16 protein-coding genes are annotated in these 15,325 nt (G+C 42.7%); 15 read left to right on the top strand and 1 reads right to left on the bottom strand.

The genetic code is table 11. The features are described 5' to 3' along the window. From ACLV7Q_RS06365 to trmFO, 7 genes are all read left to right on the top strand, one after another. Positions 1-1,263 (top strand): glutamate-5-semialdehyde dehydrogenase, encoded by a 1,263-nt coding sequence (locus ACLV7Q_RS06365; protein WP_218757793.1) that lies wholly within the window; start codon positions 1-3, stop codon positions 1,261-1,263. 3 nt (positions 1,264-1,266) lie between these two features. Then, positions 1,267-2,064 (top strand): pyrroline-5-carboxylate reductase, encoded by a 798-nt coding sequence (proC, locus tag ACLV7Q_RS06360; RefSeq protein WP_218757794.1) that lies wholly within the window; start codon positions 1,267-1,269, stop codon positions 2,062-2,064. 113 nt (positions 2,065-2,177) lie between these two features. Beyond that, positions 2,178-2,816, top strand: coding sequence for a dTMP kinase (gene tmk, locus ACLV7Q_RS06355; protein ID WP_218757795.1), 639 nt, complete (start codon positions 2,178-2,180; stop codon positions 2,814-2,816). Beyond that, positions 2,813-3,703 (top strand): DNA polymerase III subunit delta', encoded by an 891-nt coding sequence (locus ACLV7Q_RS06350; RefSeq protein WP_218757796.1) that lies wholly within the window; start codon positions 2,813-2,815, stop codon positions 3,701-3,703. Before tmk ends, ACLV7Q_RS06350 begins: the two co-directional genes overlap by 4 nt. Positions 3,704-3,742: 39 nt before the next feature. Next, positions 3,743-4,060, top strand: a complete 318-nt coding sequence (gene yabA / locus ACLV7Q_RS06345; protein ID WP_000358228.1) for a DNA replication initiation control protein YabA — start codon at positions 3,743-3,745, stop codon at positions 4,058-4,060. Positions 4,061-4,062: 2 nt separating this feature from the next. Then, on the top strand, positions 4,063-4,941 hold the full coding sequence (gene rsmI / locus ACLV7Q_RS06340; protein ID WP_218757797.1) for a 16S rRNA (cytidine(1402)-2'-O)-methyltransferase: 879 nt from the start codon (positions 4,063-4,065) through the stop codon (positions 4,939-4,941). Positions 4,942-5,177: 236 nt separating this feature from the next. Continuing rightward, positions 5,178-6,524, top strand: coding sequence for a methylenetetrahydrofolate--tRNA-(uracil(54)-C(5))-methyltransferase (FADH(2)-oxidizing) TrmFO (gene trmFO / locus ACLV7Q_RS06335; RefSeq protein ID WP_218757798.1), 1,347 nt, complete (start codon positions 5,178-5,180; stop codon positions 6,522-6,524). 234 nt (positions 6,525-6,758) lie between these two features. Here trmFO and ACLV7Q_RS06330 read toward each other — a convergent pair whose 3' ends face one another. Beyond that, positions 6,759-7,925: an IS30 family transposase gene (locus ACLV7Q_RS06330; protein ID WP_218757799.1), complete on the bottom strand. Its 1,167-nt coding sequence runs from the start codon at positions 7,923-7,925 to the stop codon at positions 6,759-6,761. A gap of 214 nt (positions 7,926-8,139) precedes the next feature. Here ACLV7Q_RS06330 and pyrH point away from each other — a divergent pair, with 214 nt between their 5' ends. The 8 genes from pyrH (at position 8,140) to ACLV7Q_RS06290 (ending at position 15,289) form a co-directional block, all read left to right on the top strand. Next, a complete protein-coding gene (gene pyrH, locus ACLV7Q_RS06325) occupies positions 8,140-8,865 on the top strand; it encodes a UMP kinase (protein ID WP_173254341.1) in 726 nt (241 codons plus the stop codon). A gap of 20 nt (positions 8,866-8,885) precedes the next feature. Beyond that, entirely contained in the window at positions 8,886-9,443 is a 558-nt protein-coding gene (gene frr, locus ACLV7Q_RS06320) for a ribosome recycling factor (RefSeq protein WP_001262225.1), read from the top strand. 59 nt (positions 9,444-9,502) lie between these two features. Further along, positions 9,503-10,357: an RNA-binding virulence regulatory protein CvfB gene (gene cvfB, locus ACLV7Q_RS06315; RefSeq protein WP_001095445.1), complete on the top strand. Its 855-nt coding sequence runs from the start codon at positions 9,503-9,505 to the stop codon at positions 10,355-10,357. A gap of 8 nt (positions 10,358-10,365) precedes the next feature. Next, positions 10,366-10,581, top strand: coding sequence for a YozE family protein (locus ACLV7Q_RS06310; RefSeq protein WP_001232084.1), 216 nt, complete (start codon positions 10,366-10,368; stop codon positions 10,579-10,581). An 85-nt stretch (positions 10,582-10,666) separates the two neighbouring features. Beyond that, the gene (locus ACLV7Q_RS06305) at positions 10,667-11,671 is read left to right on the top strand and encodes a PhoH family protein (protein WP_218757800.1); all 1,005 of its coding nucleotides are present in this window, start codon (positions 10,667-10,669) and stop codon (positions 11,669-11,671) included. Between the two features lie 106 nt (positions 11,672-11,777). Further along, entirely contained in the window at positions 11,778-12,347 is a 570-nt protein-coding gene (locus tag ACLV7Q_RS06300; protein ID WP_218757801.1) for a GNAT family N-acetyltransferase, read from the top strand. Between the two features lie 67 nt (positions 12,348-12,414). Beyond that, a complete protein-coding gene (locus ACLV7Q_RS06295) occupies positions 12,415-13,065 on the top strand; it encodes a helix-hairpin-helix domain-containing protein (RefSeq protein WP_016398663.1) in 651 nt (216 codons plus the stop codon). After that, complete coding sequence (locus ACLV7Q_RS06290) at positions 13,049-15,289, top strand: DNA internalization-related competence protein ComEC/Rec2 (RefSeq protein ID WP_218757802.1); 2,241 nt, start codon at positions 13,049-13,051, stop codon at positions 15,287-15,289. The genes ACLV7Q_RS06295 and ACLV7Q_RS06290 overlap by 17 nt, the downstream gene beginning before the upstream one ends. The last annotated feature ends 36 nt before the right edge of the window (positions 15,290-15,325 follow it).

Raw genomic sequence — 15,325 nt, 5'->3', positions numbered from 1 at the left:
ATGGTAAGTACACAAGAACAATTTGAACAGGTACAGGCTGTTAAAAAATCGATTAACACAGCTAGTGAAGAGGTGAAAAACCAAGCCTTGCTAGCCATGGCTGATTATTTATTAGCAGCTACTGAGGAGATTTTAGCGGCCAATGCCCTCGATATGGAAGCGGCCAAAGGTAAAATTTCAGATGTGATGCTGGATCGTCTTTATTTGGATGCAGGTCGTATAGAAGCAATGGCAAGAGGAATTCGTGAAGTGGTTGCCTTACCAGATCCAATCGGTGAAGTTTTAGAAACCAATCATCTTGAAAATGGCTTGGTTATTACCAAGAGACGTGTGGCTATGGGGGTTATTGGTATTATCTATGAAAGTCGTCCAAATGTGACGTCTGACGCGGCTGCTTTGGCTCTCAAGAGTGGAAATGCAGTTGTTCTTCGTAGTGGGAAGGACGCCTATCAAACTGCCCATGCTATTGTCACAGCCTTGAAGAAGGGCTTGGAGACGACTACTATTCACCCAGATGTGATTCAACTGGTGGAAGATACTAGCCGTGAAAGTAGCTATGCCATGATGAAGGCCAAGGGCTATCTAGACCTCCTTATTCCTCGTGGGGGAGCTGGTTTGATCAATGCAGTGGTTGAGAATGCTATTGTGCCTGTTATCGAGACAGGAACTGGGATTGTCCATATTTATGTCGATAAGGACGCAGATGAGGACAAGGCTCTGTCTATCATCAACAATGCCAAAACCAGTCGTCCTTCTGTCTGCAATGCCATGGAGGTTCTGCTGGTTCATGAAGACAAGGCAGCAAGCTTCCTTCCTCGCTTGGAGCAAGTTCTAGTTACAGAGCGTAAGGAAGCTGGACTGGAACCAATTCAATTCCGCTTGGATAGCAAAGCAAGTCAGTTTGTTTCAGGCCAAGCAGCTGAAGCACAAGACTTTGACACCGAGTTTTTAGACTATGTCCTAGCTGTTAAGGTTGTGAGCAGTTTAGAAGAAGCGGTTGCCCATATTGAGGCTCACAGTACCCATCATTCGGATGCCATTGTAACTGAAAATGCTGAAGCTGCAGCTTACTTTACAGATCAAGTGGACTCTGCAGCTGTCTATGTTAATGCCTCAACTCGTTTCACAGATGGTGGTCAATTTGGTCTTGGATGTGAAATGGGGATTTCTACTCAGAAACTGCACGCGCGAGGTCCAATGGGCTTGAAAGAGTTGACTAGCTACAAGTATGTGGTTGCTGGTGATGGACAGATAAGGGAGTAAAAAATGAAGATTGGATTTATCGGCTTGGGGAATATGGGTGCTAGTTTGGCCAAGGTTGTTTTACAGGCCAAGACGTGTGATGACATTCTTCTTGCCAATCGTAGCCAAGCCAAGGTGGATGCTTTCATCGCCAACTTTGGTGGTCATGCTTCCAGCAATGAAGAAATTTTCGCAGAAGCAGATGTGATTTTTCTAGGTGTTAAGCCAGCCCAGTTCTCAGACTTGCTTGCTCAATATCAGTCTATCCTTGAAAAACGAGAGAGTCTTCTTTTGATTTCGATGGCAGCTGGATTGACTTTAGAAAAACTAGCAAGTCTTATCCCAAGTCAACACCGAATTATTCGTATGATGCCAAATACCCCTGCTTCTATAGGACAAGGAGTGATTAGTTATGCCTTGTCTTCTAATTGCAGGGCTGAGGACAGTGAGCTCTTTTGTCAGCTTTTAAATAAGGCTGGTCTATTGGTTGAACTGGGAGAAGGCTTAATCGACGCAGCGACAGGTCTTGCAGGCTGTGGACCGGCCTTTGTCTATCTCTTTATCGAATCTTTGGCAGATGCAGGTGTTCAGACGGGATTGCCACGAGAAACGGCATTGAAAATGGCAGCCCAAACTGTGGTAGGAGCTGGGCAATTGGTCCTAGAAAGCCAAGAGCATCCTGGAGTATTGAAAGACCAAGTCTGTAGCCCAGGCGGTTCGACTATCGCTGGTGTAGCAAGCCTAGAAGCGCATGCTTTCCGAGGAACAGTCATGGATGCAGTTGGTCAAGCCTACAAACGAACACAAGAACTAGGTAAATAAGAGGTGGCTTTGACTGCCTCTTTTATAGTGGTTGAAATGAGAAGACAAAAAGATTGTCACAAACCCCTATTTTTTTGATAGAATAGAAGTAGTAAAAAAGAAATGAGTTAGACATGTCAAAAGGATTTTTAGTCTCTCTTGAGGGACCAGAGGGAGCAGGAAAGACCAGTGTTTTAGAGGCTCTGCTCCCAATTTTAGAGGAAAAAGGAGTAGAGGTGCTGACGACCCGTGAACCTGGAGGAGTCTTGATCGGGGAGAAGATTCGGGAAGTAATTTTGGATCCAAGTCATACTCAGATGGATGCGAAGACAGAGTTGCTTCTTTATATTGCTAGTCGCAGACAGCACTTGGTGGAAAAAGTTCTCCCAGCACTTGAAGCTGGCAAGTTGGTCATTATGGACCGCTTCATCGATAGTTCCGTTGCCTATCAGGGATTTGGTCGTGGCTTGGATATTGACGCCATTGATTGGCTCAATCACTTTGCGACAGACGGCCTTAAACCCGATTTGACACTCTATTTTGACATTGAGGTGGAAGAAGGACTAGCTCGCATTGCTGCTAATAGCAATCGTGAGGTCAATCGTTTGGACTTGGAAGGGTTGGACTTGCATAAAAAAGTCCGTCAAGGCTACCTTTCTCTTCTGGACAAAGAAGGAAGTCGCATTGTCAAGATTGATGCGAGTCTTCCATTGGAGGAGGTTGTGGAAACCACAAAGGCTGTCTTGTTTGATAGAATGGGCTTAGCTAAATGAAACAAGATCAACTAAAGGCCTGGCAGCCAGATCAGTTTGACCGCTTTGTCCGTATCCTAGAACAAGACCAGCTCAATCATGCCTATCTCTTTTCAGGTTTCTTTGGAAGCTTGGAAATGGCGCAATTTTTAGCTAAGAGCCTCTTTTGTACGGATAAAGTAGGTGTGTTGCCATGTGAGAAATGCCGAAATTGTAAGCTGATTGAACAGAGAGAATTTCCCGATGTTACCTTGATTAAGCCAGTCAATCAGGTCATCAAGACAGAACGGATTCGAGAATTGGTGGGGCAGTTTTCTCAAGCAGGGATTGAAAGCCAACAACAGGTCTTTATTATCGAGCAAGCTGAGAAAATGCATCCTAATGCAGCCAATTCTCTGCTCAAGGTCATCGAAGAACCCCAGAGCGAGGTTTATATTTTCTTCTTGACCAGCGATGAGGAAAAGATGTTGCCGACCATCCGCAGTCGAACCCAGATTTTCCACTTTAAAAAGCAAGAAGAGAAGCTCATCCATCAATTAGAACAAGCAGGTCTGGTCAAGAAAAAAGCAACTCTTTTAGCCCAGTTTAGTCAATCGCGAGCTGAAGCAGAAAAGTTGGCTAATCAGGCAAGTTTTTGGACCTTGGTCGATGAAAGTGAACGCCTGCTGACTTGGTTAGTGGCTAAGAAAAAAGAAAGTTATTTGCAAGTTGCCAAACTAGCTAGCTTGGCAGATGATAAGGAAAAACAAGATCAGGTTTTACGGATTCTTGAAGTCCTCTGTGGACAAGATATCCTACAAGCAAGAGTAAGAGTGATTCTACAAGATTTACTAGAAGCTAGAAAAATGTGGCAGGCTAATGTCAGTTTTCAAAATACCATGGAATATCTGGTCTTGAAAGAAATATAAACTCAAAAATGAACGATAAAGAAAGGAAAGGGCTGTTTTATGGACAAAAAAGAATTATTTGACGCGCTGGATGATTTTTCCCAACAGTTATTGGTAACCTTGGCCGATGTGGAAGCCATCAAGAAAAATCTCAAGAGCCTGGTAGAGGAAAATACAGCTCTTCGTTTGGAAAATTCTAAGTTGCGCGAACGCTTGGGTGAGGTGGAAGCAGATGCTCCTGTCAAGGCCAAACATGTTCGCGAAAGTGTCCGTCGCATTTACCGTGATGGATTTCACGTATGTAATGATTTTTATGGACAACGTCGAGAGCAGGACGAGGAATGTATGTTCTGTGACGAGTTGTTATACAGGGAGTAGGCATGCAGATTCAAAAAAGTTTTAAGGGGCAGTCACCCTACGGCAAGCTGTACCTAGTAGCAACACCGATTGGCAATTTAGATGATATGACCTTTCGAGCTATTCAGACCTTGAAAGAAGTGGACTGGATTGCTGCTGAGGACACGCGCAATACAGGTCTTCTGCTCAAGCATTTTGACATTTCTACCAAGCAGATTAGTTTTCATGAGCACAATGCCAAGGAAAAGATTCCTGATTTGATTAGTTTTTTGAAAGCAGGGCAAAGTATTGCTCAGGTATCCGATGCAGGTCTGCCAAGTATTTCAGACCCTGGTCATGATTTGGTCAAGGCGGCTATTGAGGAAGAAATCGCAGTTATCACTGTTCCAGGTGCCTCTGCAGGAATTTCTGCCTTGATCGCCAGTGGTTTAGCACCACAGCCACATATCTTTTATGGCTTTTTACCTAGAAAATCAGGCCAGCAAAAGCAATTTTTCGACTCGAAAAAAGACTATCCTGAAACTCAGATTTTCTATGAATCGCCCCATCGTGTGGCAGATACGTTGGAAAATATGCTAGAAGTCTACGGTGATCGCTTGGTCGTCTTGGTCAGGGAATTGACCAAAATCTATGAAGAATACCAAAGAGGAAAGATCTCTGAATTGCTGGAAAGTATCTCTGAAACGCCACTTAAGGGAGAATGCCTTCTCATCGTTGAAGGTGCCAGTCAGGATATGGAAGAAAAGGACGAGGAGGACTTGTTTTCAGAAATCCAAGCCCGTATCCAGCAAGGCATGAAGAAAAATCAAGCTATCAAGGAAGTAGCTAAGATTTACCAGTGGAATAAAAGTCAGCTCTACGCTGCCTACCACCACTGGGAAGAAAAACAAGAAAATGACTAAACAGGGAAGTTTGCCTTCTTCCCTTTTTTTGTTATACTAGTAGAAGAAAAAAATAGAAAGATTTGTGGGAGTGAAAAAGTCCGGGGGACTTTTTCAGCCTGAGCCAAGAAATTCGAAAGCGAAGTAAGTCCTGTGGACCTTTTCAGTCTGAGCCAAGAAACTCGAAAGCGAGGAAAGTTCGGTTGACTTTTTCAATGTGAATCTTGTTTTCACACTCCCAAAGAGGTATTAGTGTCGTGTCTCAATCTTATATCAATGTTATCGGTGCTGGTTTGGCAGGTTCTGAAGCAGCCTACCAAATCGCAGAGCGTGGTATTCCAGTTAAACTTTATGAAATGCGTGGTGTCAAGTCAACACCTCAGCACAAAACAGAAAATTTTGCAGAGTTAGTTTGTTCTAATTCTCTTCGTGGGGATGCTTTGACAAATGCTGTCGGGCTTCTCAAGGAAGAAATGCGTCGCTTGGGTTCAGTTATCTTGGAATCTGCTGAAGCAACCCGTGTTCCTGCAGGAGGAGCTCTTGCGGTGGACCGTGATGGTTTCTCCCAAATGGTGACCGAAAAAGTGGCCAACCACCCCTTGATTGAAGTGGTTCGTGATGAAATTACAGAATTGCCGACGGATGTTATTACGGTTGTCGCTACTGGTCCTTTGACTAGTGATACCCTAGCTGAAAATATTCATGCCCTTAATGATGGCGATGGTTTCTATTTCTACGATGCGGCAGCGCCGATTATCGACGTCAATACCATCGATATGAGCAAGGTCTATCTCAAGTCTCGTTATGATAAGGGAGAAGCGGCCTACCTCAATGCCCCTATGACCAAGCAAGAGTTTATGGATTTCCATGAAGCCTTGGTTAATGCGGAAGAAGCACCGTTCAATTCTTTTGAGAAAGAAAAGTATTTTGAAGGCTGTATGCCAATCGAAGTCATGGCCAAACGAGGCATTAAAACTATGCTTTATGGCCCTATGAAACCAGTTGGTCTTGAGTATCCAGACGACTACACAGGACCTCGTGATGGCGAATTCAAAACACCTTACGCGGTTGTCCAGCTTCGTCAGGACAATGCGGCTGGTAGTCTCTACAATATTGTTGGTTTCCAGACCCACCTCAAATGGGGAGAACAAAAGCGTGTCTTCCAAATGATTCCAGGTCTTGAAAATGCTGAGTTTGTTCGTTATGGTGTTATGCACCGCAATTCTTACATGGATTCACCAAATCTTCTTGAACAGACTTACCGTTCTAAGAAACAACCAAATCTCTTCTTTGCTGGTCAGATGACGGGTGTGGAAGGCTATGTAGAGTCAGCTGCTTCAGGCTTGGTTGCGGGAATTAACGCAGCTCGTCTTTTCAAGGGAGAAAGCGAGGCTATTTTCCCAGTGACGACGGCTATCGGAAGCTTAGCTCATTACATCACCCATGCCGACAGCAAACATTTCCAACCAATGAATGTCAACTTTGGGATTATCAAGGAGTTGGAAGGCGAACGTATCCGTGATAAGAAGGCTCGTTATGAAAAAATTGCAGAGCGTGCCCTTGCCGACTTAGAGGAATTTTTGACTGGTAAATTCCCAAACTAACTTCCACTGCTAATCCAAGTGGAAGTTAATCTGATAAAAATCGTAAAAACCAGTGGAAATCCGTGTCAGGGTAAGTTCCATTGGTTTTAAACATGCTTGATTTCATCGCTTTTATAGCTGAAAGAAATAGAAAAAAAGAGCGCACAAAATCCCCTCATCTGAAAGCGTTTCAGATTAAGTTCCGCTATGGTGGAAGTTAGTGTGAGACGTTTGAATGCGGTTAAAGGTTAGTTTTTAGAACTTATGTTGGAGTAATGTAGACGACTGACAGACGTCTTCTGCAGGTATTTTAGAAATGCCGAGAAGCTTAGGAATTTCTTCTCCATAGGTAAATGCAAAGAGTTCATAGGCTGACTTTCCATTTAAAGCAGCACGTTTGACGCTGTTGACATGCGAACAGACGAGATTGATGTCCTCTTGAGTTAAATTGTCAAAAGAAGTTCCCTTAGGTAGAATGTCGCGAATCAGCGTGTGATTTTTCTCAATTCTGCCTTTCTGGTCAGAGCGATTAGGGTCACAAAAGAATAGCTTACTCTCTCCTCGCACATCCATTTCGATATCATCAACCCTGGCAAACTCTCCACCATTATCGGTAAGAATGACAGGGAAGAGTTGGAAGAAATCTTTGTCAGCTTGGTGAAGAGTGTTCTTGATGTCATAGAGGTGTTTGGTAACCTCAAGGGCAGTTTTATTATCCAGAAGTCTAGCGAAGATAAAGTTACAGAAAGAGAGATTGAAGGTGAGTAGGACTTTACCTCCCATTCTGCCCATAATGGTGTCCATTTCCAACCAAGAGTCTAGTTGATTAAGAGATAAATAGTTTTGGAAATCCTCATAGGAACGGCCTTTTTTAGCTTCTTTAGGGATGGAAGGTAGCTTACTTTTCCGTCTTTCCTTGAATTTAACGGCTCTTGCTAGGTCAATCGGAGCGATAGATAGGTATCCTTTTCGGATGTGTCGATAGACGGTTGAGGAGCTGACATCAAGGTTATGAGTTTTGAGGATATGATAGATGTGTTGTCCCTTTTTAACCCCATCAGAAATGACTTTGTCCATTTTCCAGAATGCCTTGGAATTGAGAGGAGTTCCTTCACGAGCTTCTACAAGAGTTTGTTCGTATTGTTTTTGAGCTTGTTTAGCGAGGTAGAAGATCTTCTTATAGCCACAATTCTGTCTTCTTTTAGGACAGCCATTACAGACAAAGGGAGCTTTGTCGAGTAGAGGGCAAGGAAGGTTATGGCATGTAGACTCTCGTACTTGTCTGTTTCGTTTGACTTCTTTAGAAACAGTAGTCGGGTCTTTTAGAATGGATTGTCCGATAGCTTTGAAGGTTTCACCGCGCTCTAAGCCTAATTGGATATCATTACGGTCTGAAAGGGTAAGGTGTTTATGTTTTGTCATAGTGAGCCTCATTTCTAACTCAAACGTCTCACACTTAATTCCACCATAAAAATCCGTTTTAGACTAATTTCCACTTTGGTCAAGCAAGTGGAAGTTACTTTGAGAAGTTACCGGAATTTTTGACTGTCTAATTTTTTTCAAAGAATTGCTCCTGATACTATAAAAATCTTAGAAATTGTGATAAAATAGGTAGGATAAAAAAAGGAGAGTGAAAATGGCGAATCCCAAGTATAAACGTATTTTAATCAAGTTATCAGGTGAAGCCCTTGCCGGTGAACGTGGCGTAGGGATTGATATCCAAACAGTTCAAACAATCGCAAAAGAGATTGAAGAAGTTCATAGCTTAGGTATCGAAATTGCCCTTGTTATCGGTGGAGGAAATCTCTGGCGTGGCGAACCTGCAGCAGAAGCAGGTATGGACCGCGTTCAGGCAGATTACACAGGAATGCTTGGGACTGTTATGAATGCTCTTGTGATGGCAGATTCATTGCAACAAGTTGGGGTTGATACACGTGTGCAAACAGCTATTGCCATGCAACAAGTGGCAGAGCCTTATGTCCGTGGACGTGCTCTTCGTCATCTTGAAAAAGGCCGTATCGTTATCTTTGGTGCCGGAATTGGTTCACCTTATTTCTCAACAGATACAACAGCGGCCCTTCGTGCAGCTGAAATCGAAGCGGATGCTATCCTTATGGCTAAAAATGGCGTAGATGGTGTTTACAATGCCGATCCTAAGAAGGACAAGACAGCTGTTAAATTTGAAGAATTGACCCACCGTGATGTTATTAACAAAGGTCTTCGTATCATGGACTCAACAGCTTCAACCCTCTCAATGGACAACGACATTGACTTGGTTGTCTTCAACATGAACCAACCAGGCAACATCAAACGTGTCGTATTTGGTGAAAATATCGGAACAACAGTTTCAAATAATATCTAAGAAAAGGAATAAGAAAGAATATGGCTAACGCAATTATTGAAAAAGCTAAAGAGAGAATGACCCAGTCTCACCAATCACTTGCTCGTGAATTTGGTGGTATCCGTGCAGGTCGCGCCAATGCAAGCTTGCTGGACCGTGTACATGTAGAATACTATGGAGTCGAAACTCCTCTTAACCAAATCGCTTCAATTACGATTCCAGAAGCGCGTGTTTTGTTGGTAACACCATTTGACAAGTCTTCATTGAAAGACATAGAACGTGCCTTGAACGCTTCTGATCTAGGTATCACACCAGCTAACGACGGTTCTGTGATTCGTTTGGTTATCCCTGCTCTCACAGAAGAAACTCGTCGTGACCTTGCTAAAGAAGTGAAGAAGGTCGGCGAAAATGCTAAAGTGGCTGTCCGCAATATCCGTCGTGATGCTATGGACGAAGCTAAGAAACAAGAAAAAGCAAAAGAAATCACTGAAGACGAATTGAAGACTCTTGAAAAAGACATTCAAAAAGTAACAGACGATGCTGTTAAACACATCGACGACATGACTGCCAACAAAGAGAAAGAACTCTTGGAAGTCTAAAAATAAACAGAAAAACTCAGTTGGCATTGCTGGCTGAGTTTTATTCGAAAGAAGGAAATATGAATACAAATCTTGCAAGTTTTATCGTTGGACTGATCATCGATGAAAATGACCGTTTTTACTTTGTGCAAAAGGATGGTCAAACCTATGCACTTGCCAAGGAAGAAGGTCAACATACAGTAGGGGATACGGTTAAAGGTTTTGCCTACACGGATATGAAGCAAAAACTCCGCTTGACCACTCTAGAAGTGACTGCAACTCAGGACCAATTTGGTTGGGGCCGTGTTACAGAGGTTCGTAAGGACTTGGGTGTCTTTGTGGATACGGGCCTTCCTGACAAGGAAATCGTTGTGTCACTCGATATTCTCCCTGAGCTCAAGGAACTCTGGCCTAAGAAGGGCGACCAACTCTACATCCGTCTTGAAGTGGACAAGAAAGACCGAATCTGGGGCCTCTTAGCTTATCAAGAAGACTTCCAACGTTTGGCTCGTCCTGCCTACAACAACATGCAGAACCAAAACTGGCCAGCCATTGTTTACCGCCTCAAGCTGTCAGGAACTTTTGTTTACCTGCCAGAAAATAACATGCTTGGCTTTATCCATCCTAGCGAGCGCTATGCAGAGCCACGTTTGGGGCAAGTATTAGATGCGCGTGTCATTGGTTTCCGTGAAGTGGACCGTACCTTGAACCTCTCCCTCAAACCACGTTCTTTTGAAATGTTGGAAAATGATGCCCAGATGATTTTGACCTACTTGGAAAGCAATGGCGGTTTCATGACCTTAAATGATAAGTCATCTCCAGACGACATCAAGGCAACCTTTGGCATTTCTAAAGGTCAGTTCAAGAAAGCACTTGGCGGCTTGATGAAGGCTGGTAAAATCAAGCAAGACCAGTTTGGGACCGAGTTGATTTAGGGTGACTTATGAGAAAATCATTTTACACTTGGCTCATGACTGAGCGCAATCCTAAAAGTAACAGTCCCAAAGCTATCTTGGCAGACCTAGCTTTTGAAGAATCAGCCTTCCCAAAACACACAGATGATTTTGATGAGGTCAGTCGTTTTTTGGAGGAACATGCCAGTTTCTCTTTTAACCTAGGAGACTTTGACGCCATCTGGCAAGAATACTTAGAACACTAGACTTTATTCATTGGGTTTGGGCTAGTAATTTCTCCGCCCCTTTGCTATAATAAAAAGAAATAAAAGGATTAGAGAGGTTCTTTATTTGAAGGAACATTCAATAGACATTCAACTGAGTCATCCAGATGACCTGTTTCATCTTTTTGGTTCCAATGAACGCCATCTTCGTTTGATGGAAGAAGAGCTCGATGTGGTGATTCATGCTCGTACGGAGATTGTACAGGTTTTGGGAGAAGAGACTGCCTGTAAGGAAGCCCGTCAAGTTATTCAGGCTTTGATGGTCTTGGTAAATCGTGGGATGACAGTTGGTACGCCAGATGTGGTAACGGCTATTAGCATGGTCAAAAATGATGAAATTGACAAGTTTGTCGCCCTTTACGAAGAAGAAATTATCAAGGACAATACTGGTAAACCTATTCGTGTCAAAACCTTAGGTCAAAAGCTTTATGTGGATAGTGTTAAACAGCATGATGTGACCTTTGGAATCGGACCTGCAGGGACAGGGAAGACCTTCCTTGCAGTGACCTTGGCAGTGACTGCCCTTAAACGTGGGCAAGTCAAGAGGATTATTCTAACTAGACCAGCGGTGGAAGCAGGAGAGAGTCTAGGTTTTCTTCCGGGTGATCTCAAGGAGAAGGTAGATCCTTATCTTCGACCTGTTTATGATGCCTTGTATCAGATTCTGGGAAAAGACCAAACAACTCGTCTCATGGAGCGTGAAATTATCGAGATTGCGCCCCTTGCCTATATGCGTGGACGAACCTTGGATGATGCCTTTGTCATTCTCGATGAGGCTCAAAATACGACTATCATGCAGATGAAGATGTTTTTGACTCGTTTAGGCTTTAATTCTAAGATGATTGTCAATGGAGATATCAGTCAGATTGACCTGCCACGTAATATCAAGTCTGGTTTGATTGATGCTCAAGAAAAACTCAAGAACATCCATCAGATTGACTTTGTTCATTTTTCAGCTAAGGATGTGGTTCGCCATCCAGTTGTCGCTCAGATTATCCGAGCTTATGAACCAGAACCGGTTAAAAAAGAAGAGAGTGAAGAATTAGATCCTCAACCTCTATCTGAAGGATAGTTCTTTTGTACTTAAAGTTATCTCAATACCAAGTATAAATTTGCTTTTTAAATATTTCATTCAATATCCTTATCTTAGTTAGAAACGTTTCAAGTGGTGGAATCCTATGGAATCAATCTTTTTAAAACTAGCTCAGTATCCAATAGTGGAGACAGAGCGTTTATTGCTTAGACCTGTAACCTTGGATGATGCAGAAGCAATGTTTGCCTATGCCTCAGACAAGGATAATACGCGTTACACTTTTCCAACCAATCAAAGCTTGGAAGAAACCAAGAATAACATTGCTCAGTTCTACTTGGCCAATCCCTTGGGACGTTGGGGAATAGAACTAAAAAGCAATGGCAAATTTATTGGAACCATTGACTTGCACAAGATTGATTCTGTTCTTAAGAAGGCAGCTATTGGCTACATTATCAATAAAAAGTATTGGAATCAAGGATTGACGACAGAAGCCAATCGTGCTGTGATTGAGCTAGCTTTTGAGAAAATCGGAATGAACAAGTTAGTTGCTTTATACGATAAGGCTAATCCCGCGTCAGGAAAGGTCATGGAGAAATCAGGAATGCATTTTTCTCACGAAGAAGCTTATGCTTGTATGGACCAGCATGAAGAAGGCCGAATCGTGACAAGAGTTCATTATGTCTTGACTAAGGAAGACTATTTTGCAAATAAATAAGCAGTTGAGAAGAAATTTTCAACTGTTTTTTTCTTCCTCTTACGAATAATCTAAGAGAGGAGAAAATATGGAAGCAATTATCGAGAAAATCAAAGAGTATAAAATCATTGTCATCTGTACTGGTCTGGGCTTGCTTGTAGGAGGATTTTTCCTGCTAAAGCCAACTCCACAAACACCTGTAAAAGAAACGAATTTACAGGCAGAAGTCGCAGCTATTTCCAAGGACTCATCGACCGAAAAGGATGTGAAGAAGGAAGAAAAGGAAGAACCGGTTGAACAAGATCTAATCACAGTAGATGTAAAAGGCGCTGTTAAAGCACCTGGAATTTATGATTTGCCGGTAGGTAGTCGAGTCAATGATGCTGTTCAGAAGGCTGGTGGCTTGACAGAGCAAGCAGATAGCAAGTCGCTCAATCTAGCTCAGAAAGTTAGTGATGAGGCTCTGGTTTACGTTCCCACTAAGGGAGAAGAGGCAGCTAGTCAGCAGGCAGGTCCAGGGACGGCTTCTTCGACGAGCAAGGAAAAGAAGGTCAATCTCAACAAGGCCAGTCTGGAAGAACTCAAGCAGGTCAAAGGACTGGGAGGAAAACGAGCTCAGGATATTATAGACTACCGTGAAACGAATGGCAAATTCAAGTCGGTTGATGAACTTAAGAAGGTCTCTGGCATTGGTGCTAAAACGATAGAAAAGCTAAAAGACTATGTTACAGTGGATTAAGAATTTCTCTATTCCCCTAATTTACCTGAGTTTTCTGTTACTTTGGCTTTACTACGCCATTTTCTCATCATCTTATCTCGCATTGCTAGGTTTTGTTTTTCTGCTAGTCTGTCTCTTTATTCAATTTCCTTGGAAATCAGCAGGCAGAGTTCTAGTGATTTGTGGAGTCTTTGGCTTTTGGTTTCTGTTTCAAAATTGGCAACAGAGTCAAGCGAGTCAAAATTTGGCGGATTCTGTTGAAAGGGTACGGATTTTGCCTGATACTATTAAGGTTAATGGTGATAGTCTATCCTTTCGGGGCAAGGCCGATGGCCGCATTTTTCAAGTCTATTATAAAGTCCAGTCTGAGGGGGAAAAAGAAGCCTTCCAAGCTTTAACAGCTCTTCATGACTTGGAACTAGAAGGGAAGCTTTCGGAGCCAGAAGGGCAGAGAAATTTTGGTGGATTTGACTATCAAGCCTATCTGAAAACTCAGGGAATTTACCAAACTCTCAATATCAAAAAAATCCAGTCACTTCAAAAGGTTGGCAGTTGGGATATAGGTGAAAACTTGTCCAGTTTACGTCGAAAGGCTGTGGTTTGGATCAAGACGCACTTTCCAGATCCTATGCGCAATTACATGACGGGGCTTCTATTAGGACATCTGGATACAGACTTTGAGGAGATGAATGAGCTTTATTCTAGTCTAGGAATTATCCACCTATTTGCCTTGTCGGGTATGCAGGTAGGCTTTTTCATGGATGGATTTAAGAAACTTCTCTTGCGATTGGGCTTGACCCAAGAAAAGTTGAAATGGCTGACTTATCCCTTTTCCCTTATCTATGCAGGTCTGACAGGATTTTCAGCCTCGGTCATTCGCAGTCTTTTGCAAAAATTACTGGTCCAACATGGTGTTAAGGGCTTGGATAATTTTGCCTTGACGGTGCTTGTCCTCTTTATTGTCATGCCAAACTTTTTCTTGACAGCAGGAGGAGTTTTGTCCTGTGCTTATGCTTTTATCTTGACCATGACCAGCAAAGAAGGGGAGGGGCTCAAGGCTGTTGCTAGAGAAAGTCTAGTCATCTCCTTGGGTATATTGCCCATTCTGTCCTTCTATTTTGCGGAATTTCAACCTTGCTCCATCCTTTTGACCTTTGTCTTTTCCTTTCTATTTGATTTGGTCTTCTTACCGCTCTTGTCTATCTTATTTGCCCTTTCCTTTCTCTATCCAGTCATTCAGCTGAATTTTATTTTTGAATGGTTGGAGGGGATGATTCGCTTGGTATCACAGGTGGCAAGTAGACCGCTTGTCTTTGGACAACCTAATGCGTGGCTTTTAATCTTGTTGTTAATTTCCTTGGCTTTGGTCTATGATTTGAGGAAAAACATTAAAATGTTAACGGTATTGAGCTTATTGATTACAGGTCTCTTTTTCCTGACCAAGAATCCACTAGAAAATGAAATCACCATGCTGGATGCGGGGCAAGGCGAAAGCATTTTCCTACGGGATGTAACTGGGAAAACCATTCTCATAGATGTAGGCGGCAAGGCAGAGTCTAGTAAGAAAATAGAAAAATGGCAAGAAAAGACGACGACCAGCAATGCCCAGAGAAGCTTGATACCCTATCTTAAAAGTCGAGGAGTGAGCAAGATTGACCAGCTGATTTTGACAAACACGGACAAGGAGCATATTGGAGATTTGTTGGAGGTGACCAAGGCTTTCCATGTAGGCGAAATTTTAGTATCAAAAGGCAGTCTGAAACAGAAGGAATTTGTGGCAGAACTACAGACTGCTCAAACCAAGGTGCGTAGTGTGACAGTAGGGGAGAACTTGCCAATTTTTGGAAGTCAGTTAGAAGTCCTATCTCCAAGGAAAATGGGAGATGGAGGTCATGAAGATTCCCTGGTTCTTTATGGGAAACTCTTGGATAAGCACTTCCTCTTCACAGAAAACTTGGAGGAGAAAGGAGAGAAGGACTTGTTGAAGCACTATCCTGACCTAGAGGTGGATGTTTTGAAAGCTAGCCAACATGGCTCTAAAAAATCATCAAGTTCAGCCTTTCTAGAAAAACTCAAACCAGAGCTTACTCTTATCTCAGTTGGAAAGAATAATCGAACGAAACTCCCCCATCAGGAAACTTTGACACGACTGGAAACGATCAATAGCAAAGTATATCGAACTGATCAGCAAGGAGCTATACGCTTTAAGGGTTGGAATAGTTGGAAGATTGAAAGCGTTCGATAGAAAGGATAAATACTAAATATTAGTAAAATAAACTAA

It is taken from the genome of Streptococcus mitis, assembly GCF_965111725.1.
Taxonomy (GTDB): Bacteria; Bacillota; Bacilli; order Lactobacillales; family Streptococcaceae; genus Streptococcus; species Streptococcus mitis_DV.
The sequence above is the reverse complement of the archived record's forward strand: the minus strand, read 5'-3'. Positions and strand labels throughout refer to the sequence as shown.

Excerpts from the sequence above, each read along its gene's own strand:
- ACLV7Q_RS06365 (WP_218757793.1), top strand. The coding sequence starts at position 1 with ATGGTAAGTACACAAGAACAATTTGAACAGGTACAGGCTGTTAAAAAA.
- proC (WP_218757794.1), top strand. The coding sequence starts at position 1,267 with ATGAAGATTGGATTTATCGGCTTGGGGAATATGGGTGCTAGTTTGGCC.
- tmk (WP_218757795.1), top strand. The coding sequence starts at position 2,178 with ATGTCAAAAGGATTTTTAGTCTCTCTTGAGGGACCAGAGGGAGCAGGA.
- ACLV7Q_RS06350 (WP_218757796.1), top strand. The coding sequence starts at position 2,813 with ATGAAACAAGATCAACTAAAGGCCTGGCAGCCAGATCAGTTTGACCGC.
- yabA (WP_000358228.1), top strand. The coding sequence starts at position 3,743 with ATGGACAAAAAAGAATTATTTGACGCGCTGGATGATTTTTCCCAACAG.
- rsmI (WP_218757797.1), top strand. The coding sequence starts at position 4,063 with ATGCAGATTCAAAAAAGTTTTAAGGGGCAGTCACCCTACGGCAAGCTG.
- ACLV7Q_RS06330 (WP_218757799.1), bottom strand. The coding sequence starts at position 7,925 with ATGACAAAACATAAACACCTTACCCTTTCAGACCGTAATGATATCCAA.
- pyrH (WP_173254341.1), top strand. The coding sequence starts at position 8,140 with ATGGCGAATCCCAAGTATAAACGTATTTTAATCAAGTTATCAGGTGAA.
- frr (WP_001262225.1), top strand. The coding sequence starts at position 8,886 with ATGGCTAACGCAATTATTGAAAAAGCTAAAGAGAGAATGACCCAGTCT.
- cvfB (WP_001095445.1), top strand. The coding sequence starts at position 9,503 with ATGAATACAAATCTTGCAAGTTTTATCGTTGGACTGATCATCGATGAA.
- ACLV7Q_RS06310 (WP_001232084.1), top strand. The coding sequence starts at position 10,366 with ATGAGAAAATCATTTTACACTTGGCTCATGACTGAGCGCAATCCTAAA.
- ACLV7Q_RS06300 (WP_218757801.1), top strand. The coding sequence starts at position 11,778 with ATGGAATCAATCTTTTTAAAACTAGCTCAGTATCCAATAGTGGAGACA.
- ACLV7Q_RS06295 (WP_016398663.1), top strand. The coding sequence starts at position 12,415 with ATGGAAGCAATTATCGAGAAAATCAAAGAGTATAAAATCATTGTCATC.
- ACLV7Q_RS06290 (WP_218757802.1), top strand. The coding sequence starts at position 13,049 with ATGTTACAGTGGATTAAGAATTTCTCTATTCCCCTAATTTACCTGAGT.